The organism is Pelagicoccus sp. SDUM812005 (genome assembly GCF_031127875.1).
Lineage (GTDB): Bacteria > Verrucomicrobiota > Verrucomicrobiia > Opitutales > Opitutaceae > Pelagicoccus.
The window spans coordinates 103,164-129,622 of sequence record NZ_JARXIA010000001.1 but is presented as its reverse complement, the minus strand read 5'-3'; the positions used below and the strand labels follow the sequence as shown (position 1 = coordinate 129,622).

The following is a 26,459-nucleotide window of genomic DNA, read 5'->3' as shown; positions in this document are numbered from 1 at the left end:
TCCCCAAGCCCCCGGCAGGCCTCGAAGAGCTAATTCGCTCCGCTCCCCGCCCTAGTCCGCCGCGTCCTGGGCGTACACCCAACGCAGGGCCTCCGGCAGGAGAGCTCCCGCATGGTCGTCATTGTGCACCCCATCGGTCCAAACCGCCTCCACCGCATAGCGAGGGCCCGCCGAGCCGGCGCGATCCGCCTGGGCGTTCGCAAAATCGAAGGCCGCCAGCATCTGCTGGTTCGCCAAAAACCAATTTCCCCAGCGATTGTCCAAATCCCGGTTCCCGTCCTGCAGGTACACCCGCAGAGGCCGAATCGGCTCCCGGCGGATCAAAGCCGGATAGTCCTGCCCGCCCAAGCGCGGAGGAGTCTCGTCGGGACGGAAGCCGATCGAAACGTAGCTGCCGATGAAGCTCAGCACCTTGCGAAACGCATCCGGACGGTGCCAAGCCACCGTGAACGCGCAAATCGCTCCGCTGCTGGTACCGCCGATGCAGCGCTTCTCCGGATCGTCAGTCAATCGATAGGACTTCCCTACCTCCGGCAGCATTTCCTCGATCAGGAAACGGGCATAGCGGTCGTCCATCGCGTCGTACTCCGGGGCGCGGTGGTTCGGATTGCTCCAGCCTAGATCGTCCGGATAGCGCTCGGACAAATTGCCGGGAGTAATAAAAATCCCTATACTCACCGGCATCTCACCTCTCGCGATCGCGTTCTCCATGACCTGATGGACCCGCAGTACCCCCTCCGGGTGCGTGGCCCGTTGGCCATCGTGAAAAACCAGCACCCCAGCCGCTTCGCTACCGTCATACTGGGCCGGCACGAAGATCCAGTACCGCCGCACCGTGCCTTCTATGATCTTGCTGCGAAACTCGAACGGCCCCTCCAAGCGCCCCTTGGGAACGCCCTCCTGGGGAACATGATAGTCCGTAAGCCCGCCGATCCCCGTTCGAATCGGCACCTCCCGAGCGATCAAGGCGGTAAGCGAAAAAAGGGCGCACAACAGCGACAACAACGATTTCATAAGCGCAAGCGTCTTCCCGTTTTCTAGATATTGCCCAAGCGCCCTGTGGAATCGCCGAAACGCTCCAAGCCTGCAACACCCGCCTGATCGGCGAGGCTCAGGAACAAGTTCGTCATCGGCTTCGCTCCATGCTTCACGTAGCGACCTGTATTCAAAGTTCCACCACCTGCCCCTGCCAGAATGATCGGCAAGTTGTCGTGGCTGTGGATATTGCCGTCCGCATTTCCACTGCCGTAGACGATACGCGAGTTGTGCAGGATCGAATTTCCGTCCAGGTCCTTCTCCGCATCCAAGCGATCGAGGAAAGCAGCGAAGCGCTCCACGTACCAACGGTCGATGGCCGCAACCTTGTTTACCCGGTCCTCATTGTTCTGGTGATGCGAAAGGTCGTGATGCCCCTCGCTGATTCCGATCTGGCTGAAAGAACGGTTGTCTCCATCGTGGCCGAGCACAAACGTCGCGATACGCGTCGAGTCCGTCTTGAAGGCCAGCAACATCATATCGTACATGAGGTCCACGTACTCCACGTGGCTGTCGGGAATGCCGTTCGGGGTCGGCAGTTTCGGATCCACGTTCGGACCAAACTGTTCCGCTTTCTGGATACGCAACTCGACATCGCGCACCCCCGTCAAGTACTGGTCCAGCTTCTCCTTGTCCTCCCAACCGAGTCGCTTCTGCATGCGGCGGGCATCGTCCATGACGAAATCGAGAAGCGAGCGACGTCCCATCATGCGGCGCCGGGCGCTCTCCGCGCGTTCGCCATGGTCTCCCGCTCCGAACATGCGCTCGAAGACCAGCCGCGGGTTCGATTCCGGAGTCATGGGAGTATGCTCGTCTTGCCAGGAAATATTGTACTGGTAAGCGCAGGAATAGCCCGAATCGCAATTGGAGGACTGCCGACGCGCATCGCAACTCAACTCCAGCGACGGGAAACGAGTGAGGTGCCCCACCTCGTTCGCCATGGCTTGGTCGATCGAAATCCCCGCCCGAATATCCGTAGCGCTCTTGTTCAAGCGGACACCGGTCAGGTAGACGCCGTTGCCGCGCGCGTGGTCGCCTCCCCCGTCGTTTCCGGGCTTCGCGTTTTCGTGGTCGAGTCCGGAGAGAACCTGCAAGTTTTCTCGCTGCTTCTCCAAGGGACGTAGGGTTTCATTGAATACAAAATCGCGCCCAACCCCTTCCGGCCACCAGCGGGCGGGGATCGCTCCGTTGGGGAACATGACGAAGGCGGTACGTAGCGGAGCTCCCGTGCTAGTGGTCGCCGCTTCCAGAGCGGAGCTGGCCGCCAACAACTTGCTCGGCATCAGAGAATGGAAGGCCGGCAAGGCCACGCAGGCGCCGATTCCCTTGAGGAAATTTCTCCGGCTTACAGATTCAGGCGAAAGGTAGCGTTTTCTTTTCATAGCAGCAGTCGTTAGCGTTCAATATGGGTATGGGCTTCCTCCAAAGTGGAGACTCGGCGTTTCTGGAAAGGGGCGGATTCGATGATCCCGTGAATCAAGACGGACGGCTTTCCTCCGGATTCGCGCAGCTCCGCGACCAGACGGTCCACCGTTTCGACATCGTAGTAGTCAAGCCCTCGTCCGAGGGCATAGGTCAGCAGCTTCTCGGTGAAGCAATAATAGAAGTCGTCGCGGCGTTCCGTCACGAGGATCTCCTTCAGCTCCCGGATGTCGGAAAAGCCCTCTCCCGTAATCAAGCGTCCCTCGGGCTCGATCGGCATGTCCATCTCGGACTCCCGCCAACGCCCCAAGGCGTTGAAGTTCTCGAGCGCCAAGCCAAGCGGATCCATGCGGTTATGGCAGGAGCGGCAGGTACTCTTCTCGGCGTGGAGGGCCAAGGTCTCGCGCAGCGAAAGTTCCTTAAGCTCGTCGGGACTGGCTGCGTCCTCCAACGAAGGGATGTTCGGCGGCGGGGGCGGAGGCGGAGTGCCGAGAATGTTATCGAGAATGAAAACACCGCGCTTTACCGGCGAGGTACGGGTGGGGTTCGAAGTGACAGCGAGCACCGTCCCCTGCGTAAGCACGCCTCCACGCACGCTGTCGTCCGGCAATTGGAAACGCCTCATAGCCTCGCCTTCCACCCCTTCGATCCCGTAGTGGGCTGCCAATTCTTCATTGAGGAAGGTGTAGTCGCTTTTCAGCAACTCGAGCACGCTCCGGTCCTCTTGTAGTATGTATTCGAATACGCTTTCGCTTTCCTCCAGCATGGCCCTCCTCAGCTCGCCGCCGAGCGAAGGCTTTGGGATCCGGTAGGCAGCGCGATAGGCCGCCCGAGCGCGCTCCAGCTCCGCATTGTCCTCATCCGTTCGATCCGCCACGCGGATATCGCGAATTCGCTCGTAGGTCGCGCGAGCCCGCTCGAGCTCCGGATTCGGATTCTCACGCAGCCAAACGGCGAACTCGCTGATCGGCACCGACTCGATATCGCGGGCCTGCAACCACTGGCCAACGAAATTTTCCACCAAGGCGGAGGCCTTCGGATCTGCCAGCATCCGCTGGACTTGTTGCCTCAACTGCGACCTCAGCAGGCCCTGACGCGCCAGATCGAAAAGCGTTTCGTCCGGCATGGTCGACCAAAGAAAATAGGAGAGCCGAGAAGCCAAGGCCCACTCGTCCACCAAGGCGGCATCCCCTTGCAGGCTCTCGCCCAATACCGACTCTTCGCGAAAGAGGAATCGCGGCGAAGCCAAGATAGCCGCGTAAGCTTGGGCGATTCCCGCTTCGAAAGTGGAGTCTTCTCCGGAAGCTGAATACATCGCCAAGGACACCAGACGCTCCAATGTATAGTCCTCCACCGGACGGCGAAAAGCGCGCGTGGCCGCCTTCTCGATCAACTCCCGAGCGTACTCGCGTCGCCCCTTTTCGTCTTCCGGAACGGGACGCGGAAAGAACTTTCGGTAATCCTTCGGCTCGACGAAATGCGATTCCGAGAAAGGCCCGCGCAAGCTCACCTTGTTCAGCCTGAAGCGCAGATCCCGCACTTGCTCCACATCTGGAGTCAGAGGTACCACCTCTGCGGTAAAGCGATGCAAGCCCGGTTCCCAATGGCGCTCCTGCACGAAGGTGTACGCCTGCCAGCCTTCCCGCGTGAATTCCCGCTCCAGCACCACTTCCCCGTCAACTTTGAGAACGAGCGTGCAGCGATTCTGGTCGAACACGTTATCCACGTAGGTCTCGATCGCCATCAGGTCCCAAACGATCTCATAGGTCCCTCCCACTTCCACCCTTCGCTCCGCCGTTACGCTTACCGGCTTGTAATAAGAGAGATCGCGCGTCCACGCCCCCGAACTGGGCGCCGCGGCGCCAGTCGCCACGAAATGCCGTCCCGGCACGACCGTCTCCGCTACCACCCTGGAACGAGTCGGCACCGTAGCTGCAACTATCTGCTGGGCCGCGTCCAAATACTTCTCCAGCAGCATGGGGGAGATTGTCAGCACGTCCCCCATGTTATCGAAGCCATGCCCCGTATCGTCCGCGGGAAACTCCGCGGAGGTATCGTAGTCGTAGCCGAGCAGGTCGCGGATCGTGTTGCGGTACTCGACCCGATTCAAGCGGCGCAGCACCTGGCGACCGGGATCCGGATTCGCCGGATTAAGCTGGAAGACCTTGGCCTTGATCCAAGCCAAGACTTCCTCGCGTTCCGCTTCGCTCGGCTGCAATTCGTCCGCGGGCGGCATCAGGCCGCTACGCAAGTTTTTCAAGGCCCGCAACCAAAGGCCGTGGTCGCGCAACTCCATGGCATTGTCGAATTCGTCCAAGACGACCCCGCCCTTCTCGCTGCCGTATCCATGGCAATCGTAGCAATAGATATCGAGCACCGGTTGAATCTCCTCGGAAAACTCCTCGAAGAAACCGTCCGCCGCGCCTGCAAGGGAGGCGACGGAACCTAAATAAACGAGCGCAAAGGCGCCAGAAACGCGCTTGGTAAAAGGGGGCATAGGCAGTTTGGGGCAAACGAACTAAGATCGGTCGAGCGCGATTCCCGCCCTTGCTTCCGCAAGGAGCGAGCGGACATGGGGAGACAGCTTCGCAAGCAGCCAAAGCTACCGGAACGGGGACATCCCCAGCGCATCAATCCCTCCAGATCCAACGCATCAACTAATGAGGAACATAAGCCGCCCGTGTGGCTCGAAGCAATAACAGGAGAGCCGCCGGCCGGGCTTTCTCCACTCTAACTTAATACTAACGCGGCCGCCCTCCCGCTCCCCACGGCCACCCGAGCGAAGCTAGGGTCACGAAACGTCTCTAATTAGGGTTAAAAACAGGGAGGCCAAGCATAGGGCGTAAGCCCTAATTTATTACAAATAGTCACCTCCGACTTACAATCGTGGTCAAAGCGTTGACCAATTTTTACCCTCAAACTTCAAACGAATGTGAATACAATGCCTCCAGCTTGATATAAGGACTTATCCTTATAGATTGAGTACATAGAGACCACCTCGGGAGAACGAGCTCCCCAAACCACCACTGAATTTACGCCATCATGAAACGACTCTACATAGTTGACGACCTCACAGCCGTAAGGCAAATGCTCGCCGACGTTCTCGAACGCCACAGCTACGAGATCATCGGCGACTGCGGCAACGGGCAGGACGCCCTCAAGGAAATCCTCGAGCTCAAGCCCGACATCGTCATCGTCGACGCTCGGCTTCCCGGCCTCAACGGCCTCGAAATCGTACGCCGCCTCAATCGCCAGCTGCCGGACACCCGCTTCCTCGTATTCTCCGCCTACCAAAATCCGTCCATCGTCAAGGACATGCTGGAAGCCGGAGCCCACGGATTCGTGGAAAAGACCGCGAACCTGCGAGAATTCATCAACGGACTAGGCATCGTCGCCGAAGGCGGCACCTTCTTCGGCCCCAACGTAGCGGAGCTCATCCGCACCGTGGTCGCCAATCCAGGCAACGTCCAGCGCTCCAAGGACAGCCTCACCGAGCGCGAGCGCGAGGTTCTGCAAATGATCGCCGAAGGGCACAGCACCAAGGAAATCGCCCTCAAGCTCGGCCTCAGCATCAAGACCGTCGACAACCACCGCACCAACATGATGCGCAAGCTCGACCTCCACAACGTCGCCAGCATCACCCGCTACGCCATGCAGAACGGCCTCATCGACCTCGAGCCCGCGATCTAGACTTTTTTAGGAGTATTATTCTTTTGCAGGATGGAGGGCCTCGGCCTTCCATCCTTTTTTTGGCTCCATTTATTTTGCAGGGAATCGGTCCCAGCAGAAACTCAAACGCCGCAAGCTGGAGCTGACGCTTGCCGCCCCTCCGCAGTGCAGAACGCGGCCTCGCCCCGCGATAAGCGCTGAAAAACGCAACCCCAGTCGCTCCTACAAAGACTCCCGGTAGCGGCGAGCCAACAAGTCGATGAGCAGCGAGCTCCGTCCAACCAAGGGCGCCGATAGGACTTCGCCACCGCGTTTCACAAAATCGGAGGCAGCCACGATCTCATCGATATCCCCGCCCGCTCCGGCATGCCTTCCAGGCGAAAAGAACATGTAGCTAAGGATAAGCCGCTGCCAACCTCGCTGAGCCGCCATCTCCAGAGCCGATTCGAGCAAGGGCTCGTTGAATGCGTACTCCATGCCTTCCCTCCGTTCCATCGACGCTGCCACAACTCCCAGCACACGCTCCCCCAGACGCTTCTCCAGCTGGGCAGCCACCAAATCCCGACACTTCGCCACCGCTTCCACGGGGCTGCCATGGTCCACCACTACCACTCCGCATGCGGCCTTACTCTCCTGCGTATCCAGTTTCTGAATAAGCAGCTCCTCCAAAATGCAAGCAACCGCATCGTCGCTCCGATTCTCCGCGTCAACCAAGGGGCGAGCGACCTGTAGCTCCACACCTTCCAGAGCACCGATCACCTCGGCAGTCACCTTTGGCAAGTAGTCCGCGATCGCCGAACTCGGACCAAAAAACAAGGGAACAACTCGGAAGCGGACCACTCCCCCTTCTATGCGGCGCCGCAAAAAACGCCTCCACGTCTCCGCTTCCACTCCGCCCAGCTTCTCCGCTGGAATCTTGCTCGAGTGCAGCAGCGACACCGGATGCACCTTTTTGCCGATCGCTCGCTCCAGATTCATCGCAATAGTCCGAAGGCTAAACACCGCCTCCGGACGCAGCGATCCGTTATCCAGTAAAACAATACACTCTTCACTCGCTTCCATATCCCAAAATCGCCTTAAACTCTCGCCAGTAAATTCTTGCCGAACTTTGGCGAATACCGATAGTCCCTTAATACGAAGACCAAGCCCTCCATCATGTTCAAGAAAATCGTCCTAATCGCCACCGCATCTTTGATCGCTCTCGCATTTTCCGGCTGCTCCAAGAAACCGCGCCGTCCGAACCCGCTCGACACCGTGATGGGCCAAGGCTACGGCCAGGGCAACGGCGGCGGAATGGACGACGGCTTCAACCCGATCGACCTCGGCGAAGGCAACATGCTCGAATCTCGCGGCACGGACTGGGACGGAGCGGACATCGCGACCCTCGTCGCCAACGCCGACCGAGGCATGTTCTCCCCCGTGCTCTTCCAGTTCGACTCCTCCGCGATCGCTCCCACTCAACGCGGCACCTTGGAATCGGCAGCCAACTTCCTGAAGCAAAACCCGACAGCCAAGCTCATCCTCGAAGGACACTGCGACTGGCGCGGCACCCAGGAATACAACCTCGCCCTCGGCGATCGTCGCGCCAAGAGCGCCCTCGACTACCTCATCACTCTCGGCGTTTCCGGCAACCGCTTGAAGACGCTCTCCCAAGGCGACCTCAAGGCCACCGAAGGCGCCAGCTCCGCCCAGATGGCCCAAGAGCGCAAGGTCGAGCTGCTCCTCATCCGCTAAGCGGATACCTGTATTGATTTTCCAAACGAGCCCTGCCGATCACCGGCAGGGCTTTTTTGCGTCCCCGCTTAAGCCGAAATGCAGGCTCGCTAATAAGCTTCGATCAGATTTGATTTCTGGCGCGACCACTGCTAATGGAGCGCAACAACGGCGGGCGTCACTCAGGCGTAACGCACGAAGGACATCTCGCTGTTGCTATTGCGCAAAAGTATGTGTTCATTCGCGGAAACTGGGAGCCGGTTGGCATTTCTCACTCCGTTGAATCCAACACCAAAACCGGTACCAAATCAGAAGACAAACTCATGAAAAAGACTACTATCGCCGCTGCCAAGAAGGCCGCAAAGAAAGCCGTCAAAAAGGCCGCCGTCAAAAAGGTAGCCGCCAAGAAAGCTCCCGCCAAGAAGGCCGCCAAGAAGGTTGCCGCTAAGGCTCCTGCCACTAAGGCAGCTGCTCCAGCGCCCGCCAAGAAGGCTCCCGCCAAAAAGGCCGCAGCTAAAAAGCCCGCTAAGAAAGCAGCTCCCAAAACCACTATCGTCGCCAACGTCGATATCGGCTTCGGGAACACCCTCTTCCTACGCGGCAGCGCCAACGGACTCTCCTGGTCCGAAGGCATCCCCATGGATTGCAAGTCCGACTCCAGCTGGAGCATCGACATTGCAGGCGTCACCACGGCCTTCGAGTTCAAGGTACTCATCAACGACGAGTACTGGAGCGGTGGATACAACGACGTCGCCGAGCCAGGCGTGGAAACCACCATCACTCCTTCCTTCTAGGATTCCCTGAATAAACCTTTTCCTTGCGGGCGGTACTCCAACGAGTATCGCCCGTTTTCGTATCCAACGCCCTTGGGCCCGGCGCCTAAAGTCCTGTACCCATTTCTCGACTACGCGGGTGAAACTCCTCGTGAGCGCTTCGCGTACGCTCCGCCTCGACTGTCGTATAGATCTGCGTGGTGGAAATATCCGCATGCCCCAGCAGCTCCTGGATGATGCGCAAATCCGCTCCGCCCGTCAGCAAGTGGGTCGCAAAGGAATGGCGCAGCATGTGGGGCTTGACCGGCTTGTCGATGCCCGCCGCTTGCGTATACTTCTTCACCAAAAACCAAACCGTCTTGCGCGAAATCGCAGTCCCTCGAGCGCTGAGAAAAACCGCGCTCCCCGTCTTGGCCTTCACCAAGGCGGGTCGGGCGTTGCGAAGGTAATTGTCCATGGCCGCCACCGCCTTGCTGCCCATCGGGCAAACCCGCTCCTTGGAACCTTTGCCGAATACCTTCAAAGCCCCGAGGTCCAGATCGATCTGCTGCAGCTGCAGTCCCGACAATTCGGATACACGGAGCCCCGACGAATAAAAGAGCTCCAACATGGCTCGGTCCCGCAAGCCTTGCGGCGTCGTTTCGTCCGGCGCCCTCAAAAGGCGATCCACCTCCTGGATGCTCAAGGTAAACGGCGCCTTGCGACGCAACTTAGGCCCTACCACGATTTCAGTGAACGATTTCTCGATGGAACGATCACGCAGCAAAAAAGCGTCGATCGCCCGCACGGCGCTCAATTTTCTACACAAGCTCGCGTTTGAATAGTCCTCCTCGCTCAGTGAGTAGATCCAGTCCGACACGTCCGCTGCCGTGACCTCTCTCCAACTACTCGGCCGGGAAGTCGCCTGCAAGCGATCCAAGAATTGCCTCAAGTCGCTTTCGTACCCTTGCAGGGTATTTTCCGAAAGCCCCTTCTCCAAGGAAAGGTAGGCGAGGAAATCGTCCACGCCCTCGAGCAGATTGCTAGCCACAGGACTGCAGCTTGGAAGCGAAGCCCTTGCCCCGCAAGGAGCAACTAGCGACGGCGACGCGGTCCGAAGGAACGGATCGGCGCGTTGCGGTTCTGGGCGGCGTTGCGCAGACGGTAGACGATGCGAGCCTTGTTCAGGTCGTAAGGGCTCATCTCCATCTTTACCAAATCGCCAGCCGTGATCTTGATGAAATGCTTACGAAGCTTTCCTGAGATGTGGGCAAGGACCTGGTGTCCATTCTCGAGCTCGACACGGAACATGGTTCCTGGGAGCACTTGGACTATCTTGCCTTCTACTTGGATTGTTTCGTCAGCCATATATAAATCGAGATCTGGCAGAACCGGCCAGGGCGGAATAGATGAAGCGTCGTTCCTTTCATATCCTTGCTATTAGTCAAGAGTATTCATACCCACCTAGCCCTACAGCCTCCACCATGCACAATCCGCCCAAACCAGCCCCGGACTGCCCTTTCGAAAAACGCTACCCCTCCGCCCTGCAGCGGGACGACCGCTACTTCATGGAGCTCGCCTACAACCAAGCCATCGACGCCTGGAGGGAAAACGAAGTGCCCATCGGAGCCGTCATCGAATACGGAGGCGAAGTCGTAGGCGCCGCCCACAACCGAGTCGAGTCTACCAACGACCCCACCGCCCACGCCGAAATGCTAGCCATCACCCAGGCCAGCGACGCCATCAAGAACTGGCGCCTCAACGAAGCCACCCTCTACGTCACCAAGGAACCCTGCCCCATGTGCTCCGGCGCCAGCATGATGTCCCGCCTCAAGCGCGTCGTCTACGCCGTGCCCGACCCCAAGATGGGAGGCCTCGGCGGCCTCTACGACGTGAACAGCTACCCCACCATCAACCACAGCCTCGAAGTCGAGATCGGCGTGCTGCGCGAGGATTGCCTCGAACTCCTGCAAGCTTTCTTCCAACTTAAACGGGACATGGCAAAAGGTTCCATTTGACAAAGTTTTTTCTTTCTTTAATCAAGAGAGCTTCCCTTTTTTCTAAACCAACGAAAACCAACACTATAATATTATGGCATACGAACTCCCTGCACTCGACTACGCATACGACGCGCTCGAACCACACATCGACGCTCGCACGATGGAGATCCATCACACCAAGCATCACCAAACCTACATCAACAACGTCAACGGCATGATCGCCGGCACCGACCTCGAGTCCAAGTCCGTCGAAGACCTCATCGCCAACCTCGACGCAGTTCCTGAAAACATCCGCGGCGGCGTTCGCAACAACGCCGGCGGACACGCCAACCACAGCTTCTTCTGGAAGGTCATCGGACCGAACGGCGGCGGCGCTCCAGTGGGCAAGCTCGCGGAAGCGATCGAGTCCGAGCTCGGCGGTTTCGAAGCCTTCAAGGAAGCCTTCGCCAAGGCAGGCGCCACACGCTTCGGCAGCGGCTGGGCATGGCTCTGCGTTCGCGACGGCAAGCTCTGCGTTTGCTCCACGCCCAACCAAGACTCCCCCATCATGGACGGCGGCAAGCCCGTGCTCGGCCTCGACGTCTGGGAGCACGCCTACTACCTCAACTTCCAAAACCGCCGCCCCGACTACATCGCAGCGTTCTGGAACGTCGTTAACTGGGAAGCGGCCAACGCCAACTACGAAGCCGCCCTCTAAGGCGACTCAACTTTTTGAATACAACAAAGCCGAGCTTCATCAGGAGCTCGGCTTTTTCGCGTCGCGGCGCCTCGAATGGCCGCCGCGATAAAGCGCCGCTGCGGGTCCAAGACTAGCGTACGAAACTCGGCTGGGAAACCTTGGCCCGGCGACCGGAGATGACGTAGCTCTTGCGAGTCAAGGTATCGACGATCTTGATCTCGCTGCGATTCGCCCGGCGGTGCGTGTAGACGAGGTGACGCCCGTCGCTCAGCCAATGCGGCTCGATCGCGTCGCCGCTCTCGTTGGTCACCGCTGGCAAGCTCTTGCCGAGCTTGGAATCGTAAATGATAATCTGGCGACCCGAACCCATCGCCGCGCTGAAAGCGATTTGGTTGTCGAACACCGGATTCCAGTCCGGCTGGGCGCAGTCGCCGCTCACGTTCGTCGCCAAGCGGCGCGAGCTGCCGCCCACCGATGGCATCACATAGAGCTGAGGCCCGCCCCGCTCGTCGGAGGAAAAAACGAGTCGCGTCCCATCCGGCGACCAAGCTGGTGCTGCCTCCAAGCCGCGGGACTTGGTCAGGTTCATCATGCGACCGCTCGCTTCCCGCACCCAAACGTCCGAGTTGGTACCGCCGGAAATGATCATAGCGATGCGAGAGCCATCCGGACTGTAGCGAGCTCCCGTATTCAATCCCTTAAAATTGGCGATGACCTGGCGGCTGTTCGTGCGCAGGTCCAACTTGTAGATATCGGGAAAGCCGGAACGGTAGCTCGTATACAAGATCGCGTTTCCATCCGGCGACCACTTAGGCCCCAAGGCGCTGACGCGATCATTGGTCAACTGCACCACGCTCTGGAAAAGCAGGTCCGAAACGCAAACCTCGGCAGCGCCGGACTCCTCGTTGATAAAGGCTAGCTTGCCCGCCCAAAAACCCTTGTCGCCGCGACGTGTCTTGTAGACCGCACGATCGATCGCTTGGTAAACCGCATTTAGCGACGAGTCGCCAGTAAGCGTTTCCGTAAACATCAACTTCTCCGGCACGCCCGAGTAGATGGACAGGCGAGCGCTGTTGGAGCCGACCGGATCCACCGCAATGGTGTAGTGAGCATCGCTGGCGGAGCGCACGATAGAGAAACGGCCATCGATCTGGAACGCCGTATCCAAAATCGCCTTCGTATTCGAATTTCCCGAACGCACCACCACCGGAGTCGAATCGGGCACCGTGACCACTTCCACCACGCCTCCATCGTATTGGGCTAGCGCAAGGCCGAAAAACGGCGTTGCCATCGCGATTAACAGGGCAGTTCGATAGAGATTGGTTAGACGGAGATTCATGCGGCAACAACGCAGACTTGACAGAGGAGCGAATGTTTCAGGTTTCTGAGAAAAGGCCCTTTATGGTCCGTGTCCTTGCAAGAGCAAGCGCGGGAACCGCAAGGAGGGCAAAATTTAAGAAACACAGCTACCAGAGTGAGCCTCGAAAAAATCAACCAAGCCCTAGCCACCGTCAAGTATCCGGGATTCAGCAGAGACATCGTCTCCTTCGGAATCGTCCGCTCCGTTGATTTCCAAGACGGCAAAGCAAGCGTATCGATCGCGATCACGACCTCCGACAACAGCATCCCTCCCGCCATTCGCGACTCGGTCGAAGCAGCTCTCAAAGCCATCCCGGAAGTCACCGAAGTCGACGTATCCATCGTCCTCACCGCCGGCAAGAAGGCCGCCCCCAAGGACGGATCGGCGCCCACCGAAGGCATCCCCGGCGTCAAGCACGTCATCGCCGTCTCCAGCGGCAAAGGCGGCGTCGGCAAATCGACCTTCGCCGTCAACCTCGCCTGCGCCTTCGCCCAACTCCTCGAAGGGGAAGGCAAAAAGGCAGGCATCATGGACTGCGACATCTACGGCCCCTCCGTTCCGCTGATGCTCGGCCTCTCGGGCCGCCCCTACGTCGAAGGCGACTCCCTCATCCCCATGGAAGGCCACAACCTGAGCGTCATGTCCATGGGCTTCCTCGTCGACGAAGACACCCCCGTGGTCTGGCGCGGACCGATGGTTATGAAAACCATCCAGCAATTTTCCCAAAACGTGAAGTGGGGCGAACTCGAACTCCTCGTGGTCGACCTCCCTCCCGGCACCGGCGACGCCCAGCTCTCCCTCGTGCAGACCATACCGCTCAGCGGAGCCGTCCTGGTGACCACCCCCCAGCCCGCCGCGACCCAAGTCGCCAAGCGCGGAGCCCGCATGCTGGAGAAGACCAACGTCAAGATCCTCGGCGTCGCCGAAAACATGAGCTACCTCGAAGGACCCGACGGATCTCGACAAAACATTTTCGGAGAAGGCGGCGGAGCCCAGACCGCAACCGAGCTCAAGACCGACTTCCTCGGCCAGATTCCGCTCGACCAATCCATCCGCGAAGGCGGCGACGCCGGCAAACCCATCGTGCTCGGTAATCCGGACTCCCAAGCCGCCAAGGTCTTCATGGATATTGCCAAGGGACTTCTCGCAAAGGTACGGAGTTAACGCTCAAATTAGCGGCGCATGGGCACTTTCCTGATGGAAAGCTAAGGCTCCTAGGACGCAAAAAAGGTTGGCCTTGAACAAATTAACCTCAATGCTTTCCACTATAGTAAATGCTCCTTCAGGCAAATCGTCACTAATGGGACGCTCAGCCTGAGCAGCAAATCGCGCCTTATGCCATCTAAGAAAACCAAGTCGAGCGGTCAGCACGAGTTCGTCAAGCAGTCGAGCCTCTACCAGGAGTTTCTCGCCGAGCGTGAAGAGATACTGCGCCACAAGTGGCTCGAGTCCGAGCGGCTCGGCTACGACATCGGTTTCGAACGAGCCCTGCTCGACTGGATCCGCAAGCACCGCGACAGCTGGCGGGCTTCGCGACGTCGCCCCGAAGCCAACTAAAGCTCAGCCTTTTCGGGCCCTCCCCTAGGACCGCACAAAAAAAAGCGACACTCGCAAGTGTCGCTTTTTTGTGAAAATCGAAAAACGCAGGGCGCTTACTTGATCTCCTTGTGGATCGTGTGGCGCTTCAGGTGCGGGTTGTACTTCTTCTTTTCGACGCGTTCTGTAACGGTCTTCTTGTTGCGAGAAGAAAGGTAACGTGAAACAGGCTTACCTTCGGCTTTCGCCTCGGTACATTCGAGAGTGATTACTTCGCGTGGCATGGTGTCTAAAAATTAAAGAAGGCGGAACATCTCAGCTCACAGCCAGAATGCAAGGGGAAAATGACTCCGCGTCCGCAGAAGCCCTAGCTAAAGCGACTTGCCCCCGAAAGATCGCTCCACCAACGGCAAGGCGATTCCGTTGCGAAACACCGTCACCTGGCCGGAACTCGACGAAACCACGATCGCCAGGCAGTCCGTCGCCAGCGATATCGCCGCCCCGGCCGCATGGCGAGCCCCCAAGCCGCTCGGCAGCGTCTGGTCGAACTCCGGAGTATGGATCAGGCTACCCGCCGAGGTCAGAACCCCGTCGCCTTTAATAATGAAGGCTCCGTCCAAACCGGAGAATTCCTTCACCGTCTCGTCCATAAAGGGACTGAGGATGTTCCGATCCTCCTCCTTGTAGCCGTAGAACGGATTCAAAACCAGCGGCTTGGTCATGCTCTCAACCTTCTTGGTATCGCCCAAGACGAAGAGCGTGCCCACCGGCCGCCCTTCCCGACCCTCGATCGAAAGCTCCATAGCCACGCCAATCACGCGCTCCAGAACCTCCGGCGAAACGTCGCTCGGCATGAAGTTGTCCCGCTCGGCCAGCAAAGCCTGGAACTCGTTCTTCATGTCGATAACCACCAAGGTATCGAACTGGTCGCTGCCCGGAATTCCACCAACGCAGCAGATCTTGTCCGAAGTCTTGAAGACGCCACGAGTCAGTCCGACCAAAAACGCAGAACGCATCTGGGCCAGGCGACCGTTGGAAAAGGAACGAACCTGGATAACCTCGTTGAAAACCGAATCCTCCACGTCGCCCTCTTTCGCCCGGCGGGAGATGAGCACCGTCTTGAACTCCTTGAACCCCTCCGGCGGCTCCACCGGGCTCGAGACGAGAGTATCGCCAAAGACGGCGATCGAATCGCAATGCACCCCCTTGGCCACGCGCATGGCCTGGCGCAACATCAAGCGATTGATGGAGCTCTGCCGCGTCTTCTTGGGCGACGCCAAAATCCCGCCGAAGGCCGAGGTCAGCTGCTCGTATAGATCGTCGAGGCTCGCCGAAGCCAGCAGCATTTCGACGAACGCCCGATCCTTGACCAGGCGAGCAACCGCCGCCAGCACGTTCAAGTAATCCCGTGCCCCCTCACCTGCCAAGAGAAGCACCACCAAGTGCACTTTCTCCTGATTCTTAGGCCCTTCGTAATCGAAGCCCTCCTTCGAGCGCCCGATGGCGAACACGTACTTGCGCCGCATCTTGACCCGCAAGTGAGGCAAGGCCACCCCGTTGCCGAGGTAGGTCGTCATGGTGCTCTCCCGCTGCATCAACCCTGGCAGCAGCCGCTTGCCCTCCAAGTCCTTGAATCGGGACGTGGACACCTTGAGCAGCTCTTTTAGAGCGCCCTCTAGGTTGTCGCTTTCGAGGTCGAGTGTACGCCTCCGCGAAAAATATCGGTCGAGTCTCATGTCGGGGCAAAGCAGCAGCCCCCTGCGACCTGGTTAGGACAGACTTACTTTTCCCACTCCAACGCGCCCTTCTTCAACTCGTAGAAAAGCCCGACGACGAGCACTCCGAGGAAAAAGAGGATGGGGCCAAGAATCGGAAGGCTGTTGGCCACGAAATCGCGGTACACCAGCACCCAGGGGATCAGAAAGAGAACTTCGATATCGAAGAGGATAAAAAGCATCGCCGTCACGTAAAACTTCACGGAGAAGCGGGTGCTCGTCTTACCATCGGACTTGATGCCGCACTCGTAGGCGTAGTTCTTGATCTTGTTCTTGGAACCGCGTTGGCCAAAAAGCACGCTTCCGGTCAGGATAGCGCCGGCAAGCCCCGCTGCGAGGGCGATCTGGATCAATACAGGTACGAAGTCAGTAACGGTCATGACGCAGGCTAAGATCCCCAATAAATGCCTGATTTCAAGGCAAATGGTGAAAAGACTGCCGGATCTTCCTACAAATGCAGTCGAAAGCGGCCAAATGCCCCCACGCCGCTGCAGATCGCCCCGAACGGATCCAGCTTCCGGATACACAAAAAAAAGCGGACCTCGAAAGAGGTCCGCTTCGAAAGTATCGAAAAACGTGATACAGGACTACTTGTTGGAAGCCTGGTCGAGGATGTCGCCCAAGTTCATCAAGTCGCCGCCGTCGCTCATGTTGTCGTAAGTGGCAGTTTCCTGAGCCAACTGGCTGTCGTCGTAGTTCGCAGCCTTGATGGAGAGGCCGAGACGGCGCTCTTCGCGGTCGATCTTGATAACGCGAGCCGTAACCTCGGAGCCGATGTCTACGACGTCCTTGATCTTCTCTACGCGCTCTTCGCTGATCTGGCTGATGTGAACGAGACCGTCGATGTGATCCTGCAACTCGACGAAAGCGCCGAAGGAAGTGATCTTGGAAACGGTGCCGGAAACCACGTCGCCGATGCGGAAGCGTCCGTCGATGTCTGCCCAAGGATCGTCAGCAAGCTGCTTCATGCCGAGGGAGATACGCTGGTTGCCAGTGTCCACGTCGAGTACCAAGGCATCGATCTCGTCGCCCTTCTTGAGGACTTCGGACGGATGGTTGATCTTGCGCGTCCAGGACATGTCGGACACGTGAACCATGCCGTCGATGCCTTCTTCGAGCTCCACGAACGCACCGTAAGTGGTGATGTTGCGAACCTTGCCGTGAACGTGGGCGCCAACTGGGTAGTTGTGCACGACCATGTCCCATGGGTTTGGATCGAGCTGACGAATGCCGAGGGAGATCTTCTCCTCGTCCTTCTGGATGCCGAGTACCACTGCTTCCACTTCGTCCCCAACCTTGAGGAGCTCGCTTGGCTTGGTGATGCGCTTGGTCCAGGACATTTCGGTAACGTGCACGAGACCTTCCACACCTTCTTCGATTTCGATGAAGGCGCCGTAAGGCACGAGGTTGACGACCTTGCCGGCAACCTTGGCGCCGATTGGGTACTTGGCCTCGATGTCCTGCCATGGGTTGGACTTGGTCTGCTTGAGACCGAGGGAGACACGCTCCTTCTCACGGTTGATCTCGATGATCATCACGTCGATCTCCTCACCCTGCTTGAGCATTTCGCTCGGGTGAGAGATACGGCCCCAACTCATGTCGGTGATGTGCAGGAGACCGTCCATGCCGTCGAGGTCGATGAACGCGCCGAAGTCGGTGATGTTCTTGACCACACCCTTGACGACATCGCCAGGGTTGACGCGCTCGAGGAGGTCGCGACGCTTGGAAGCGCGTTGCTCTTCGATCAGCTCGCGGCGGGAAAGTACGATGTTCTTCCGCTCCAAATTGATTTTGAGAACCTTGTAATCGTAAGTCTGGCCAATGTACTGGTCCAGGTTCTTAGGAGGCTGGATATCGATGTGGGAAGCTGGCAAGAAAGCATCGACGCCCATCGCAACGATGAGACCGCCCTTGACCTTGCCCTTAACGCGGCCCTGTACGATCGAACCTTCTTCACACTTGGTGATGATGTTCTCCCAGTTCTTCTTCTGCTCGGCCTTGTCGAAAGAAAGAAGCGGATTGCCTTCCTTGTTTTCGAGCTTTTCGAGGTAGACTTCGATTTCTTCCCCGATCTGGAGTTCGCCGAGGTCGACGAATTCTTGGCCAGGAACAAGTCCTTCGGACTTACCGCCGATGTCGACTACGACTTCGTTTTGGCGGATTTCGGTGATGGTGCCCTTTACGATAGAACCTTCCTTGAGCTGGTCGAAGGAGGTCTGGGCGAGAAGTTCAGACATTATTGAACTCATGATAAGATTGGCGGTTTCATCTCGGGAGCTTCCATCCTCCTCGACGACCTACCTGAAGGTGAGCCAGCAAGCCGGCTCGGGTTTGATTTTTGAATAGCTCAGCCGGAAGCGGCGCGACAAGGCTGAGCTTGTTTGTATGTCGCAAGCGGGCAGAAATCGCACCCTCGCCTGCCTTGAGCAAGCGAAAATGCGAGAAACTGCCACTATTATAGAGAAAAAGCGGCGTTTTTACGCCCCAGCCTAGTAGACGACCTTGTTCAAGGGGTACTCGATGATGCCCTCGGCTCCGAGCTCCTTGAGCTGCGGAATGATGTCGCGAACGACCTTTTCCTCGAGAATCACCTCCACGGCAGTCCAGTTCTCGTCGGACAAGTGGTTCACCGTCGGATTGCGAAGGGCTGGCAAGATCTCCAGGATCGCGGCCAGCTTGTCCTGCGGGGCGTTGAGCTTAAGGCCCACCTTGTCCTCCGCCGAAAGGGCCGCCTGCAACATCATGGCGATGTTCTCGATCTTGGCCCGCTTCTTCGGATCCTCCCAGCTCTTCTTGTTGGCGATGAGCTTGGTGTTGGTCTTGAGCAAGGTCTCCACGATGCGCAACTTGTTGGCGCGCAGGGAATTTCCCGTTTCCGTCAAGTCGACGATGGCGTCCACCATGTCCGGAACCTTGACCTCCGTCGCGCCCCAGGAAAATTCGATCTCCGCCTCTACGCCATGCTTGGCGAGAAACTTGCGCGTCATGCCGACGACTTCCGTCGCGATGCGCTTCCCCTGCAGATCCTTGATCTGCTTGATGGGCGACGCCTCAGGCACCGCCAGCACCCAGTAGGAAGGGCGATTCGAGGCGCGGCTGTAGACCAAATCGCACACCTCCACCACGTCGGACTCGTTTTCGACCACCCAGTCGTAACCGCAAAGACCGCAATCGAAGAATCCATGATCGACATAGCGGCTGATCTCCTGGCTGCGGACAAAGCGCCCGTCCAACTCAGAATCGTCGATGCTCGGCTTGTAGGAACGCGAGCTCTTGCGTATATTCCAACCGGCTTTTTGGAAAAGGCGGATGGTTGGTTCTTCTAGACTGCCCTTCGGCAGCCCAAACATGATCAGTGACTGTTCTTGTGACACTCGAAACTCAAAAAACAGAGTCGCCCGAAGCCTCAAGCCAAATCGAGCGCAACAAAATTCGCTGTTTTTACATTTTGTGATTTTACATTTGTTAATAATGGGTATTGTTGCCCATATCGCCTAGCACTAAACACCTTGCTTTCCGCTAAGTGGTCTACCTGAGCCGCTCCACCATCCGGGACTGGCCCTAAGTTTCCCCAGTTCGAGAATTAGCCAATACTTAAACAAGACCCGTCATGCCGACTAAACCCAAACCGCTTGTACTCATCGTCGAAGACGAAACCGAACTCGCCAACGTGATTTCGGAACACCTCGAAGCGGCCGGCATGCAAACCCAGGTTTGCAACCGCTGCGCCCTCGCGATGCGCTTCCTGAAGCACAACTTCGCAAACATCCTCCTGCTAGACCTCACCCTGCCCGACCAGAACGGCTTCGCCTTCCTCGAGGAACTCAAGCGAGAGGACATCAACATCCCCACCATCTTCCTCACCGGAAACGATTCGGAAATCTCCAAGGTCAAGGGCCTCGAGCTCGGGGCCGACGACTACGTCACCAAACCCTTCTCCGCGCCGGAACTCGTGGCTCGCATCCACGCGGTGCTGCGCCGCGCCGAAGTCGCCCACGACTTCAACGTCACCAAGAACGTCAAGCTCACCGACGCCCCCTTCGAGTTCAACACCGCCTCCGTCAACCCGACCAGCATGGAAGTCACCTTCCCCGACGGCGAAATCGTCAACATCGGCCGCAAGGAAATCGGCATCCTCTCCTACCTCCACGAAAACCCGGAGACCATCATCACCCGCAAGAACCTCATCCACTCGGTCTGGGGCATCCACGCGGACATCCGCAGCCGCTCCCTCGACCAGTACATCGTGAAGATCCGCGACCTCTTCAAACGCAAGAACGCCCCGCTGGACAACCTCAAGACCATCCACGGCATCGGCTACCAATACGAACCGCTGGTCCGCTCCAACGACGCAAGCTAAGGCGCCGCGAAACGTTCAACACGCAAAAAGCCCTGCTGAAAATTCAACCAGCAGGGCTTTTTCGTATCCGAATCATCAAACGAAGCGCTCAGCGCCCGTCCAGCGATTCGTACCTGTCTTCCTCGACCCGAGCAGGCGCGTAGTGAAACCCGTCCTCGTCCTCGTATCCGAGCGGAGCCTCAGCGACCCCGTTCAACATCAACCAGGAACCGGCGACGATCATGACGCCATAAATAAGGAAAAACGTTTCGAGCATAAAGACTCTAACGGCACTCCTCCCCTCCAACCTTAACGACTTCCTCCACATCGGGCCCGCAATCCGCGCTTTTCCAAGATTCTCAAGCCTAGGAGAACAAATTTCTAGCCCTCACGCCCTTTCCCGCTACACATGGCCCTCGTGGAACGAGACAAACTCGAACAAGCCAAAACCTTCCTCCTCGACTACCAAGAACGCCTCTGCGCTCGCCTCGAACAACTCGAAGCGTCCCCCTCGCGCTTCCTCGCCGATGACTGGAAGCGGGCCGAAGGCGGAGGCGGCGTCTCCAAAGTGCTCGAAGGCGGCCAAACCTTCGAAAAGGCAGGCGTCAACTTTTCCCACGTCATGGGCGACAAGCTCCCCCCGTCCGCCACCGCCAACCGCCCCCAACTCGCGGGCCGCCCCTTCCACGCCACCGGCGTCTCCATCGTCATCCACCCCCGCAACCCCTACGTTCCCACCTCCCACGCCAACGTGCGCGTATTCGTCGCACCCGCCCAAAACGCCGACGAAGAAGACATCTGGTGGGTCGGCGGCGGCTTCGACCTCACTCCCTACTACGGCTTCGAAGAAGACTGCGTCTCATGGCACCAGCACGCCCAGACCGCTTGCCAGCCCTTCGGCGAACACCTGTATCCAAAATTCAAGAAATGGTGCGACGAGTACTTCTTCCTCAAGCACCGCAACGAACCTCGCGGTATCGGAGGCCTCTTCTTCGACGACTTCGACGAAGGTGGATTCGAGCATTCCCTCGGCCTGATCCAAAGCGTCGCCGAACATTTCATGGAGGCCTACTCCGAAATCGTTGTTCGACGGATCGACACCCCCTACGCCGAGCGAGAGAAAAAGTTTCAGCTGTATCGACGTGGCCGATACGTCGAGTTCAACCTCGTTTGGGACCGCGGCACTCACTTCGGCCTACAAAGCAACGGTCGCACCGAATCCATCCTCATGTCCCTGCCTCCCGCGGTAGAGTGGCGCTACAACTACCAACCGGAGCCCGGCTCCCCCGAAGCCGAACTCTACGAAAAGTTCCTCAAACCCACCGACTGGCTCTCGCAAAAGTAATTTCCTATTCCCATGAATTCCAAAGAACGTTTCCTCGCCGCGCTCGACTGTAAACCGCTCGACCGCCCTCCCATCTGGGTCATGCGCCAAGCCGGCCGCTACCTCCCCGAATACCGAGCCCTCAAGGAAAAATACAGCTTCCTCGAGCTCGCCCAAACCCCGGAGCTGGCCCTCGAAGTCACAATGCAGCCCCTGCGACGCTTCCCGCTCGACGCCGCCATCCTCTTTTCCGACATCCTAGTCATCCCTGAGGCCATGGGCCAAGGCTACCATTTCCGCGAACAGGGCGGCATCGGCATGGACTACACCCTCGAAAGCCGCGCCCAGATCGAAAAGCTCACCTCCGACAGCATCGAGGAAAAGCTCAACTACGTTGCCGAAGCCCTTAAGCTCATCGACGCCGAACTCGACGGCTCCAAGATGCTCCTCGGCTTCGGCGGCTCGCCCTGGACCCTTGCCACCTACATGCTCGAAGGCGGCAGCTCCAAGGACTTCGCCAAGGTCAAAGCCCTCTTCTACGAAGATCGCCCGACCTTCGAGCTGCTGATGGAGAAAATTTCCGACTCCCTCATCGCCTACTTCCGCATGCAAAAGAAGGCAGGCGCGGACGCCATCCAGATCTTCGATTCCTGGGGAGGCATCCTCTCCGGCGAAGACTACGAAGCCGCATCCCTAAAATGGATTCGCAAAATCATCGACGCGGTGCGCGAAGAGGTCCCGATGATCATCTACGCCAAAGGCACCACTCCCCAACTCTCTCGCCAGGCCGCTTGCCAGCCGAAAGCGATCGCAGTAGATTGGACCATTCCTATCGAAGAGGCCGCCGCCCAAATTCCCGTCGACATCGCCATCCAAGGCAACCTCGACCCAGTTCTCCTCGATACGAAACCGGAAATCGTCCGATCCAGCGCCACCCGCATCCTCGAAGCCATGAAAAACCGCCCCGGACACATCTTCAACCTCGGCCACGGCATCCACCCGACCGCTCGTATCGAAAACATGGAGACGCTGGTCGACACCGTCGTAAACTGGTCAAACGACTAACCTCGCCCACGCTCGACTCGAAATAATGCAAGACGCGATCATACTCGGAGGCGGCATCAGCGGGCTCACCGCTGCCTACCTCGCCCAGCAAAAGGGCTTGGACGTCTCCGTCATCGAAAAAGCTCCGCAGCCAGGCGGCCCCATCAGCTCTTGCAAGGAAGAGGGATACCTATTCGAACGCGGCCCCAACTCCCTCCTCCTCCCGGATCCCTGGGTCGAATCCTTCATCGAGGAACTCGGCCTCAAAGGACAGCTCCAAGAAACGAACCCCGTCGCCCATAAGCGCTACATCGTCAAGAACGGCTGCCCCGTCGCCGTCCCCGCCTCTCCACTACAGGCCATTTTCACGCCGCTCTTTTCGCTCAAAGGAAAACTGGGATTCCTGCTCGAGCCCTTTCGCAAGCAAATTTCCGAACGCGCCGCCAAGACCGAAACGGTCGCCAGCTTCGTGCAGCGACGCATGGGCAGGGATTTCCTGGACTACGCCATCGATCCTTTCGTTAGCGGAGTCTACGCGGGCGATCCCCATAAGCTCATCCTCGAGCACGCCTTTCCCTTGATGCGCGGCTTCGAGCGAGACGGAGGCTCCATCATACGGGGCGCTATCCAGTACAAAAAGAAGCGAAAGCGCGAAGGCACCGCCTACAAGAAACGCTCCATCAGCTTCGAGGAAGGCCTAGGCGTCCTGCCAAAAACCATCGCTCGCAAGCTCGGAAACCGACTCTGGCTCAACTCCGAGGCCGTCGCTGTCAATCGCGTCGACGAGGCCTGGCAAGTCACTTGGAAACGAGACGGGGAGAACTTCGAAGGGTTCGCAAAAAGCCTGCTCGTCTGCATCCCCTCCCACGCCACCAAGCGCATCGCCTGGAGCAAAGGCATATCGGAGCCGCTCAAGGCATCCCCAAATCTCGAATACCCGCCGGTCCACAGCCTTGCCCTCGGATTCCGCCGCGATCAAATCGAGCACCCCCTCGACGGCTTCGGCGTCCTCGTGCCCAGCAAAGAATCCCCCACCGTCCTCGGAGTCCTCTTCAGCTCCTCGCTCTACGCAGGACGCGCCCCGGACGGACATTGCCTGCTCACCGTCATGATCGGCGGCATCCGCCATCGGGAGCTCGCCGCCCTCGACCCCGACAAGCTCCTGCAAATCGCCCTGCGCGACCTTCGATCCCTGCTCGGCCTCAAAGGCGACCCCGCTTACTACCATTGCAGCTCCTGGCCCAAGGCCATCCCGCAGTACACTCGCGACTTCGGAGCCTGGAAGGATACCCTACGCAGCCTAGAGGACGAATTCTCCGGCCTCCACTTCGGCGGCAACAGCATCGACGGGATAGCCATGGGCGCCTCTATCCTCAGCGGCAAGCGCCTCGCTGCCGCCATCAGCCCTTCGAGCTAGAACCGGACTCGAAGCGATAGCCCACATCGCGGATCGTCAGGATATGCTTCGGGCTCGACGGGTTCTCCTCCACCTTAGCCCGCAAAGTGGTCACGCACCGGTCCACGCTTCGCTGCGTCACCAAAACGCTGCTTCCCCAAACCGTATTCATAATCCCCTGACGCGATAACGCCTTTCCTTCGTTGGTCACAAGGTACTCTAGCAGCTGGTACTCCTTCCGCGTCAGCTTCACCGGATTCCCATTTCGGCTCAAGCTCACCGAATCCCGATCCATCACGAACGCCCCAAACGCGAACACTCGTTCCTCTACAGCCCGATGCCGCCTCAAAAAGGCTTTCACGCGAGCCATCAGCTCCTTCACCGAAAACGGCTTCACCACATAATCGTCCGCCCCCAACTCCAAGCCGCGCACGATATCCCGCTCCTGCCCTTTAGCGGTTAGCATGATAATCGGCATGTCGCAGCCTTCCTTGCGAGCGGCGTCGCAAATGGAAAATCCGTCCAGTCCCGGGAGCATCACATCGAGCAAAGCGATATCCGGCCCCTTCTCCAGCAACAGGTCCAACCCCCCATCTCCGTCCGCTGCATACAAAACCTCATACCCTTCGCAGGAAAAATTATCACGCAAACCTCGGGCCAAAGCCTGGTCATCTTCTACGATCAATATCTTAGGCATATGGAATCCTCACTCTAAATACGCTTCCCTTCCCCAATTCGCTCTCGAGCTCGATCTGTCCCGAGTGCTTGGATACGATAAACTCAACGATGCTTAAGCCCAAACCGACGCTCCCCGTCTGGCCGGAAGCATGGTGATCGACTTGGAAAAACTTTCGAAAGATCCGCTTCTGGTCGCGCTTGCCGATTCCCTTGCCGAAGTCGCGAACCTCAAACTCCACGCCCCCAGCAGCCGCCTTCCCGCTCAACTCGATCCGCTTCGAGCGTCCGCCGTACTTGAAAGCGTTCTCCAATAGATTCCCCAACACCGTCGCCAGCGCATCGGGATCTCCCAGTATATCAGGCAAGCATTCGCCCCCTTCAACCGACAGCTCGTAAGCCTGCCCCTTGAAGCGCTCGCGAAACGCCTGCTCCACAGCACGCAAAACAGCCGCTGGCGAGATTCGCTGAATGTCGAAGCTCCCCTTGGACCGCTCCATGCGTGAGAAGGACAAAAAATTGTCGATCAACCTTCCCAGCCTCTCGTTCTCCCGGGAAATCAACTCGATATATTCCTGCGTATTCACTTTATCCCGACGAGTCTCATCCATCAAGGTATCGATGAGCAGGCGAATCGACGAGACCGGCGTCTTCAGCTCATGGGTCACGGTTGCCACCAGATTATCCTTGAGCTGGGTCACGCTGGCTTGCCTCCGGACCGAGGCCACGATCGCGACTCCCGAGAGGATGGACAAGCCGAGCACGATCCCTCCGATCCACAGGTACAAGACCGCCTTATCGCTCGTCGCTCCTCCGTTCGCGAGTTCCTCATGGTCGAGCTCCAAGGTTAGGAAGCCCAAGGGCGCCGGCAAGGGCCTCGCCCGATTCGCCTCGACCCCACTGTCCACCAGCGAAACGCCAAACTCCCGCCATGCCTCCGAACCCACCAGCTTCTCTCGCCAATCCGCTTGCCGAAAGATCCGCACCGACTCTGCATCGGACTCCCGGTAGTACAGCAGGCCGTCAACGTGGCCCAGACCAAGCTCCGGCGGAAACATCCCCTCCGCTTCGACCGCGGCGATCCAGCGGTCGACCAAACCCTCCCGCTCTAAAATAGCAGCAACCTCCTTCGAACCGCTCAAGGGCGCGTATTGACGCAACAAATACCGATGTTGCCGACTCAGATCGCTCCCCTGCATGTTCGCCACCACGTAACGATCCGCTTCCACGCGAAACGCATCCTCCAAATCCTCCGCGACACGAACCTCCCTCAAGCCTAGCTGCAGCAGCAACGCCCCCAACCGACGCCCTTCGCTCAGGCGCAAGGAGCTCAGATCCGAGTCCCTCAAATACCCCGCGAGCATCAGCTGCCTCGCAGCCCGACCCTCGCCCTTCAAGTCCTCTCGAACGCTTTCCAGCGCGGCCCGAGCTCGCTCCGACTCCCCTTCCGCAACGACCTCTCCCGAACTCCCCCAGGAATAGGCGACAACCCCATTTCCAAGTTCCGGCACAAGCGTCTCGGCAATCTCCAAACAGTAGGCAGCCGCGTCCGCGAGTCGCCTCTCGTTCGCTTCCGACACCAGTCGGCGGACCACCGCGTTTTCGTTCTCCACCGCCGTCCGCACCAACCAAACCACGCACACCACCGGACTGACGATGCCGATCGCCAACAGCAAGTAGGTCACCCAAGCCGAAGCTTGGGTGACAGTTGACTTCGCATTACCAGTACGGCCAAACATG

26 protein-coding genes are annotated in these 26,459 nt (G+C 58.5%); 11 read left to right on the top strand and 15 right to left on the bottom strand.

What is annotated here, in order from left to right; genetic code table 11:
- Positions 1–51: 51 nt before the first annotated feature.
- Genes QEH57_RS00510 through QEH57_RS00500 form a run of 3 tightly spaced genes read right to left on the bottom strand, consistent with a single transcriptional unit; the run spans position 52 to position 4,954 of the window.
- Positions 52–1,014, bottom strand: a complete 963-nt coding sequence (locus tag QEH57_RS00510; RefSeq protein WP_309004700.1) for an alpha/beta hydrolase-fold protein — start codon at positions 1,012–1,014, stop codon at positions 52–54.
- Between the two features lie 23 nt (positions 1,015–1,037).
- The gene (locus QEH57_RS00505; RefSeq protein ID WP_309004699.1) at positions 1,038–2,417 is read right to left on the bottom strand and encodes a DUF1552 domain-containing protein; all 1,380 of its coding nucleotides are present in this window, start codon (positions 2,415–2,417) and stop codon (positions 1,038–1,040) included.
- 11 nt (positions 2,418–2,428) lie between these two features.
- Positions 2,429–4,954, bottom strand: coding sequence for a DUF1592 domain-containing protein (locus QEH57_RS00500; protein ID WP_309004698.1), 2,526 nt, complete (start codon positions 4,952–4,954; stop codon positions 2,429–2,431).
- A 545-nt stretch (positions 4,955–5,499) separates the two neighbouring features.
- Between QEH57_RS00500 and QEH57_RS00495 the strand changes: the two genes are divergently transcribed.
- Complete coding sequence (locus QEH57_RS00495; protein WP_309004697.1) at positions 5,500–6,147, top strand: response regulator transcription factor; 648 nt, start codon at positions 5,500–5,502, stop codon at positions 6,145–6,147.
- A gap of 201 nt (positions 6,148–6,348) precedes the next feature.
- Here the strand turns inward: QEH57_RS00495 and QEH57_RS00490 are convergent, their stop codons facing one another.
- Positions 6,349–7,188: a CbiX/SirB N-terminal domain-containing protein gene (locus QEH57_RS00490; protein ID WP_309004696.1), complete on the bottom strand. Its 840-nt coding sequence runs from the start codon at positions 7,186–7,188 to the stop codon at positions 6,349–6,351.
- A gap of 93 nt (positions 7,189–7,281) precedes the next feature.
- Between QEH57_RS00490 and QEH57_RS00485 the strand changes: the two genes are divergently transcribed.
- Both QEH57_RS00485 and QEH57_RS00480 read left to right on the top strand, forming a co-directional pair.
- The gene (locus QEH57_RS00485; protein ID WP_309004695.1) at positions 7,282–7,860 is read left to right on the top strand and encodes an OmpA family protein; all 579 of its coding nucleotides are present in this window, start codon (positions 7,282–7,284) and stop codon (positions 7,858–7,860) included.
- A gap of 302 nt (positions 7,861–8,162) precedes the next feature.
- Positions 8,163–8,633, top strand: coding sequence for a hypothetical protein (locus QEH57_RS00480; protein ID WP_309004694.1), 471 nt, complete (start codon positions 8,163–8,165; stop codon positions 8,631–8,633).
- 85 nt (positions 8,634–8,718) lie between these two features.
- Here QEH57_RS00480 and xerD read toward each other — a convergent pair whose 3' ends face one another.
- Positions 8,719–9,642, bottom strand: a complete 924-nt coding sequence (gene xerD, locus QEH57_RS00475) for a site-specific tyrosine recombinase XerD (RefSeq protein ID WP_309004693.1) — start codon at positions 9,640–9,642, stop codon at positions 8,719–8,721.
- A gap of 44 nt (positions 9,643–9,686) precedes the next feature.
- A complete protein-coding gene (gene infA, locus QEH57_RS00470; protein ID WP_185659066.1) occupies positions 9,687–9,959 on the bottom strand; it encodes a translation initiation factor IF-1 in 273 nt (90 codons plus the stop codon).
- Positions 9,960–10,075: 116 nt separating this feature from the next.
- Between infA and tadA the strand changes: the two genes are divergently transcribed.
- Both tadA and QEH57_RS00460 read left to right on the top strand, forming a co-directional pair.
- Positions 10,076–10,609 (top strand): tRNA adenosine(34) deaminase TadA, encoded by a 534-nt coding sequence (tadA, locus tag QEH57_RS00465; protein WP_309004692.1) that lies wholly within the window; start codon positions 10,076–10,078, stop codon positions 10,607–10,609.
- Between the two features lie 73 nt (positions 10,610–10,682).
- Positions 10,683–11,288 carry a superoxide dismutase gene (locus QEH57_RS00460; RefSeq protein ID WP_309004691.1) on the top strand — a complete coding sequence of 202 codons (606 nt, stop codon included), beginning with the start codon at positions 10,683–10,685 and terminating at the stop codon, positions 11,286–11,288.
- A 112-nt stretch (positions 11,289–11,400) separates the two neighbouring features.
- On the opposite strand, the gene QEH57_RS00455 is transcribed toward QEH57_RS00460, so the two are convergent.
- Complete coding sequence (locus QEH57_RS00455; protein ID WP_309004690.1) at positions 11,401–12,609, bottom strand: hypothetical protein; 1,209 nt, start codon at positions 12,607–12,609, stop codon at positions 11,401–11,403.
- A gap of 135 nt (positions 12,610–12,744) precedes the next feature.
- Between QEH57_RS00455 and QEH57_RS00450 the strand changes: the two genes are divergently transcribed.
- Together QEH57_RS00450 and QEH57_RS00445 are read left to right on the top strand one after the other, a co-directional pair.
- Positions 12,745–13,794 carry an Mrp/NBP35 family ATP-binding protein gene (locus QEH57_RS00450; protein ID WP_309004689.1) on the top strand — a complete coding sequence of 350 codons (1,050 nt, stop codon included), beginning with the start codon at positions 12,745–12,747 and terminating at the stop codon, positions 13,792–13,794.
- A gap of 171 nt (positions 13,795–13,965) precedes the next feature.
- Positions 13,966–14,187: a hypothetical protein gene (locus QEH57_RS00445; protein ID WP_191616210.1), complete on the top strand. Its 222-nt coding sequence runs from the start codon at positions 13,966–13,968 to the stop codon at positions 14,185–14,187.
- Between the two features lie 95 nt (positions 14,188–14,282).
- Here the strand turns inward: QEH57_RS00445 and rpmG are convergent, their stop codons facing one another.
- The 5 genes from rpmG to hisG all read right to left on the bottom strand — a co-directional run bounded on the left by rpmG (position 14,283) and on the right by hisG (position 19,291).
- The gene (rpmG, locus tag QEH57_RS00440) at positions 14,283–14,450 is read right to left on the bottom strand and encodes a 50S ribosomal protein L33 (protein ID WP_008102793.1); all 168 of its coding nucleotides are present in this window, start codon (positions 14,448–14,450) and stop codon (positions 14,283–14,285) included.
- 87 nt (positions 14,451–14,537) lie between these two features.
- Positions 14,538–15,902, bottom strand: coding sequence for a PTS sugar transporter subunit IIA (locus tag QEH57_RS00435; protein WP_309004688.1), 1,365 nt, complete (start codon positions 15,900–15,902; stop codon positions 14,538–14,540).
- 44 nt (positions 15,903–15,946) lie between these two features.
- Positions 15,947–16,321 carry an NADH-quinone oxidoreductase subunit A gene (locus tag QEH57_RS00430; RefSeq protein WP_309004687.1) on the bottom strand — a complete coding sequence of 125 codons (375 nt, stop codon included), beginning with the start codon at positions 16,319–16,321 and terminating at the stop codon, positions 15,947–15,949.
- A gap of 207 nt (positions 16,322–16,528) precedes the next feature.
- Positions 16,529–18,178: a 30S ribosomal protein S1 gene (gene rpsA, locus QEH57_RS00425; protein WP_309004686.1), complete on the bottom strand. Its 1,650-nt coding sequence runs from the start codon at positions 18,176–18,178 to the stop codon at positions 16,529–16,531.
- Positions 18,179–18,430: 252 nt separating this feature from the next.
- Positions 18,431–19,291: an ATP phosphoribosyltransferase gene (gene hisG, locus QEH57_RS00420; RefSeq protein WP_309004685.1), complete on the bottom strand. Its 861-nt coding sequence runs from the start codon at positions 19,289–19,291 to the stop codon at positions 18,431–18,433.
- A gap of 260 nt (positions 19,292–19,551) precedes the next feature.
- On the opposite strand from hisG, the gene QEH57_RS00415 reads away from it, so the two are divergent.
- Positions 19,552–20,301 carry a response regulator transcription factor gene (locus tag QEH57_RS00415; RefSeq protein WP_309004684.1) on the top strand — a complete coding sequence of 250 codons (750 nt, stop codon included), beginning with the start codon at positions 19,552–19,554 and terminating at the stop codon, positions 20,299–20,301.
- Between the two features lie 88 nt (positions 20,302–20,389).
- On the opposite strand, the gene QEH57_RS00410 is transcribed toward QEH57_RS00415, so the two are convergent.
- The gene (locus tag QEH57_RS00410) at positions 20,390–20,557 is read right to left on the bottom strand and encodes a hypothetical protein (RefSeq protein WP_309004683.1); all 168 of its coding nucleotides are present in this window, start codon (positions 20,555–20,557) and stop codon (positions 20,390–20,392) included.
- A 132-nt stretch (positions 20,558–20,689) separates the two neighbouring features.
- Between QEH57_RS00410 and hemF the strand changes: the two genes are divergently transcribed.
- The 3 genes from hemF to hemG are packed head-to-tail and all read left to right on the top strand — an operon-like array spanning position 20,690 to position 24,065.
- On the top strand, positions 20,690–21,625 hold the full coding sequence (gene hemF, locus QEH57_RS00405; RefSeq protein ID WP_309004682.1) for an oxygen-dependent coproporphyrinogen oxidase: 936 nt from the start codon (positions 20,690–20,692) through the stop codon (positions 21,623–21,625).
- A gap of 12 nt (positions 21,626–21,637) precedes the next feature.
- A complete protein-coding gene (gene hemE / locus QEH57_RS00400; RefSeq protein ID WP_309004681.1) occupies positions 21,638–22,669 on the top strand; it encodes a uroporphyrinogen decarboxylase in 1,032 nt (343 codons plus the stop codon).
- Between the two features lie 25 nt (positions 22,670–22,694).
- Entirely contained in the window at positions 22,695–24,065 is a 1,371-nt protein-coding gene (gene hemG / locus QEH57_RS00395) for a protoporphyrinogen oxidase (RefSeq protein WP_309004680.1), read from the top strand.
- Here the strand turns inward: hemG and QEH57_RS00390 are convergent.
- Together QEH57_RS00390 and QEH57_RS00385 are read right to left on the bottom strand one after the other, a co-directional pair.
- Positions 24,049–24,741, bottom strand: a complete 693-nt coding sequence (locus QEH57_RS00390; RefSeq protein ID WP_309004679.1) for a response regulator transcription factor — start codon at positions 24,739–24,741, stop codon at positions 24,049–24,051. The genes hemG and QEH57_RS00390 overlap by 17 nt on opposite strands.
- Positions 24,734–26,458, bottom strand: coding sequence for a HAMP domain-containing sensor histidine kinase (locus tag QEH57_RS00385; protein ID WP_309004678.1), 1,725 nt, complete (start codon positions 26,456–26,458; stop codon positions 24,734–24,736). The genes QEH57_RS00390 and QEH57_RS00385 overlap by 8 nt, the downstream gene beginning before the upstream one ends.
- Position 26,459 lies beyond the last annotated feature (1 nt).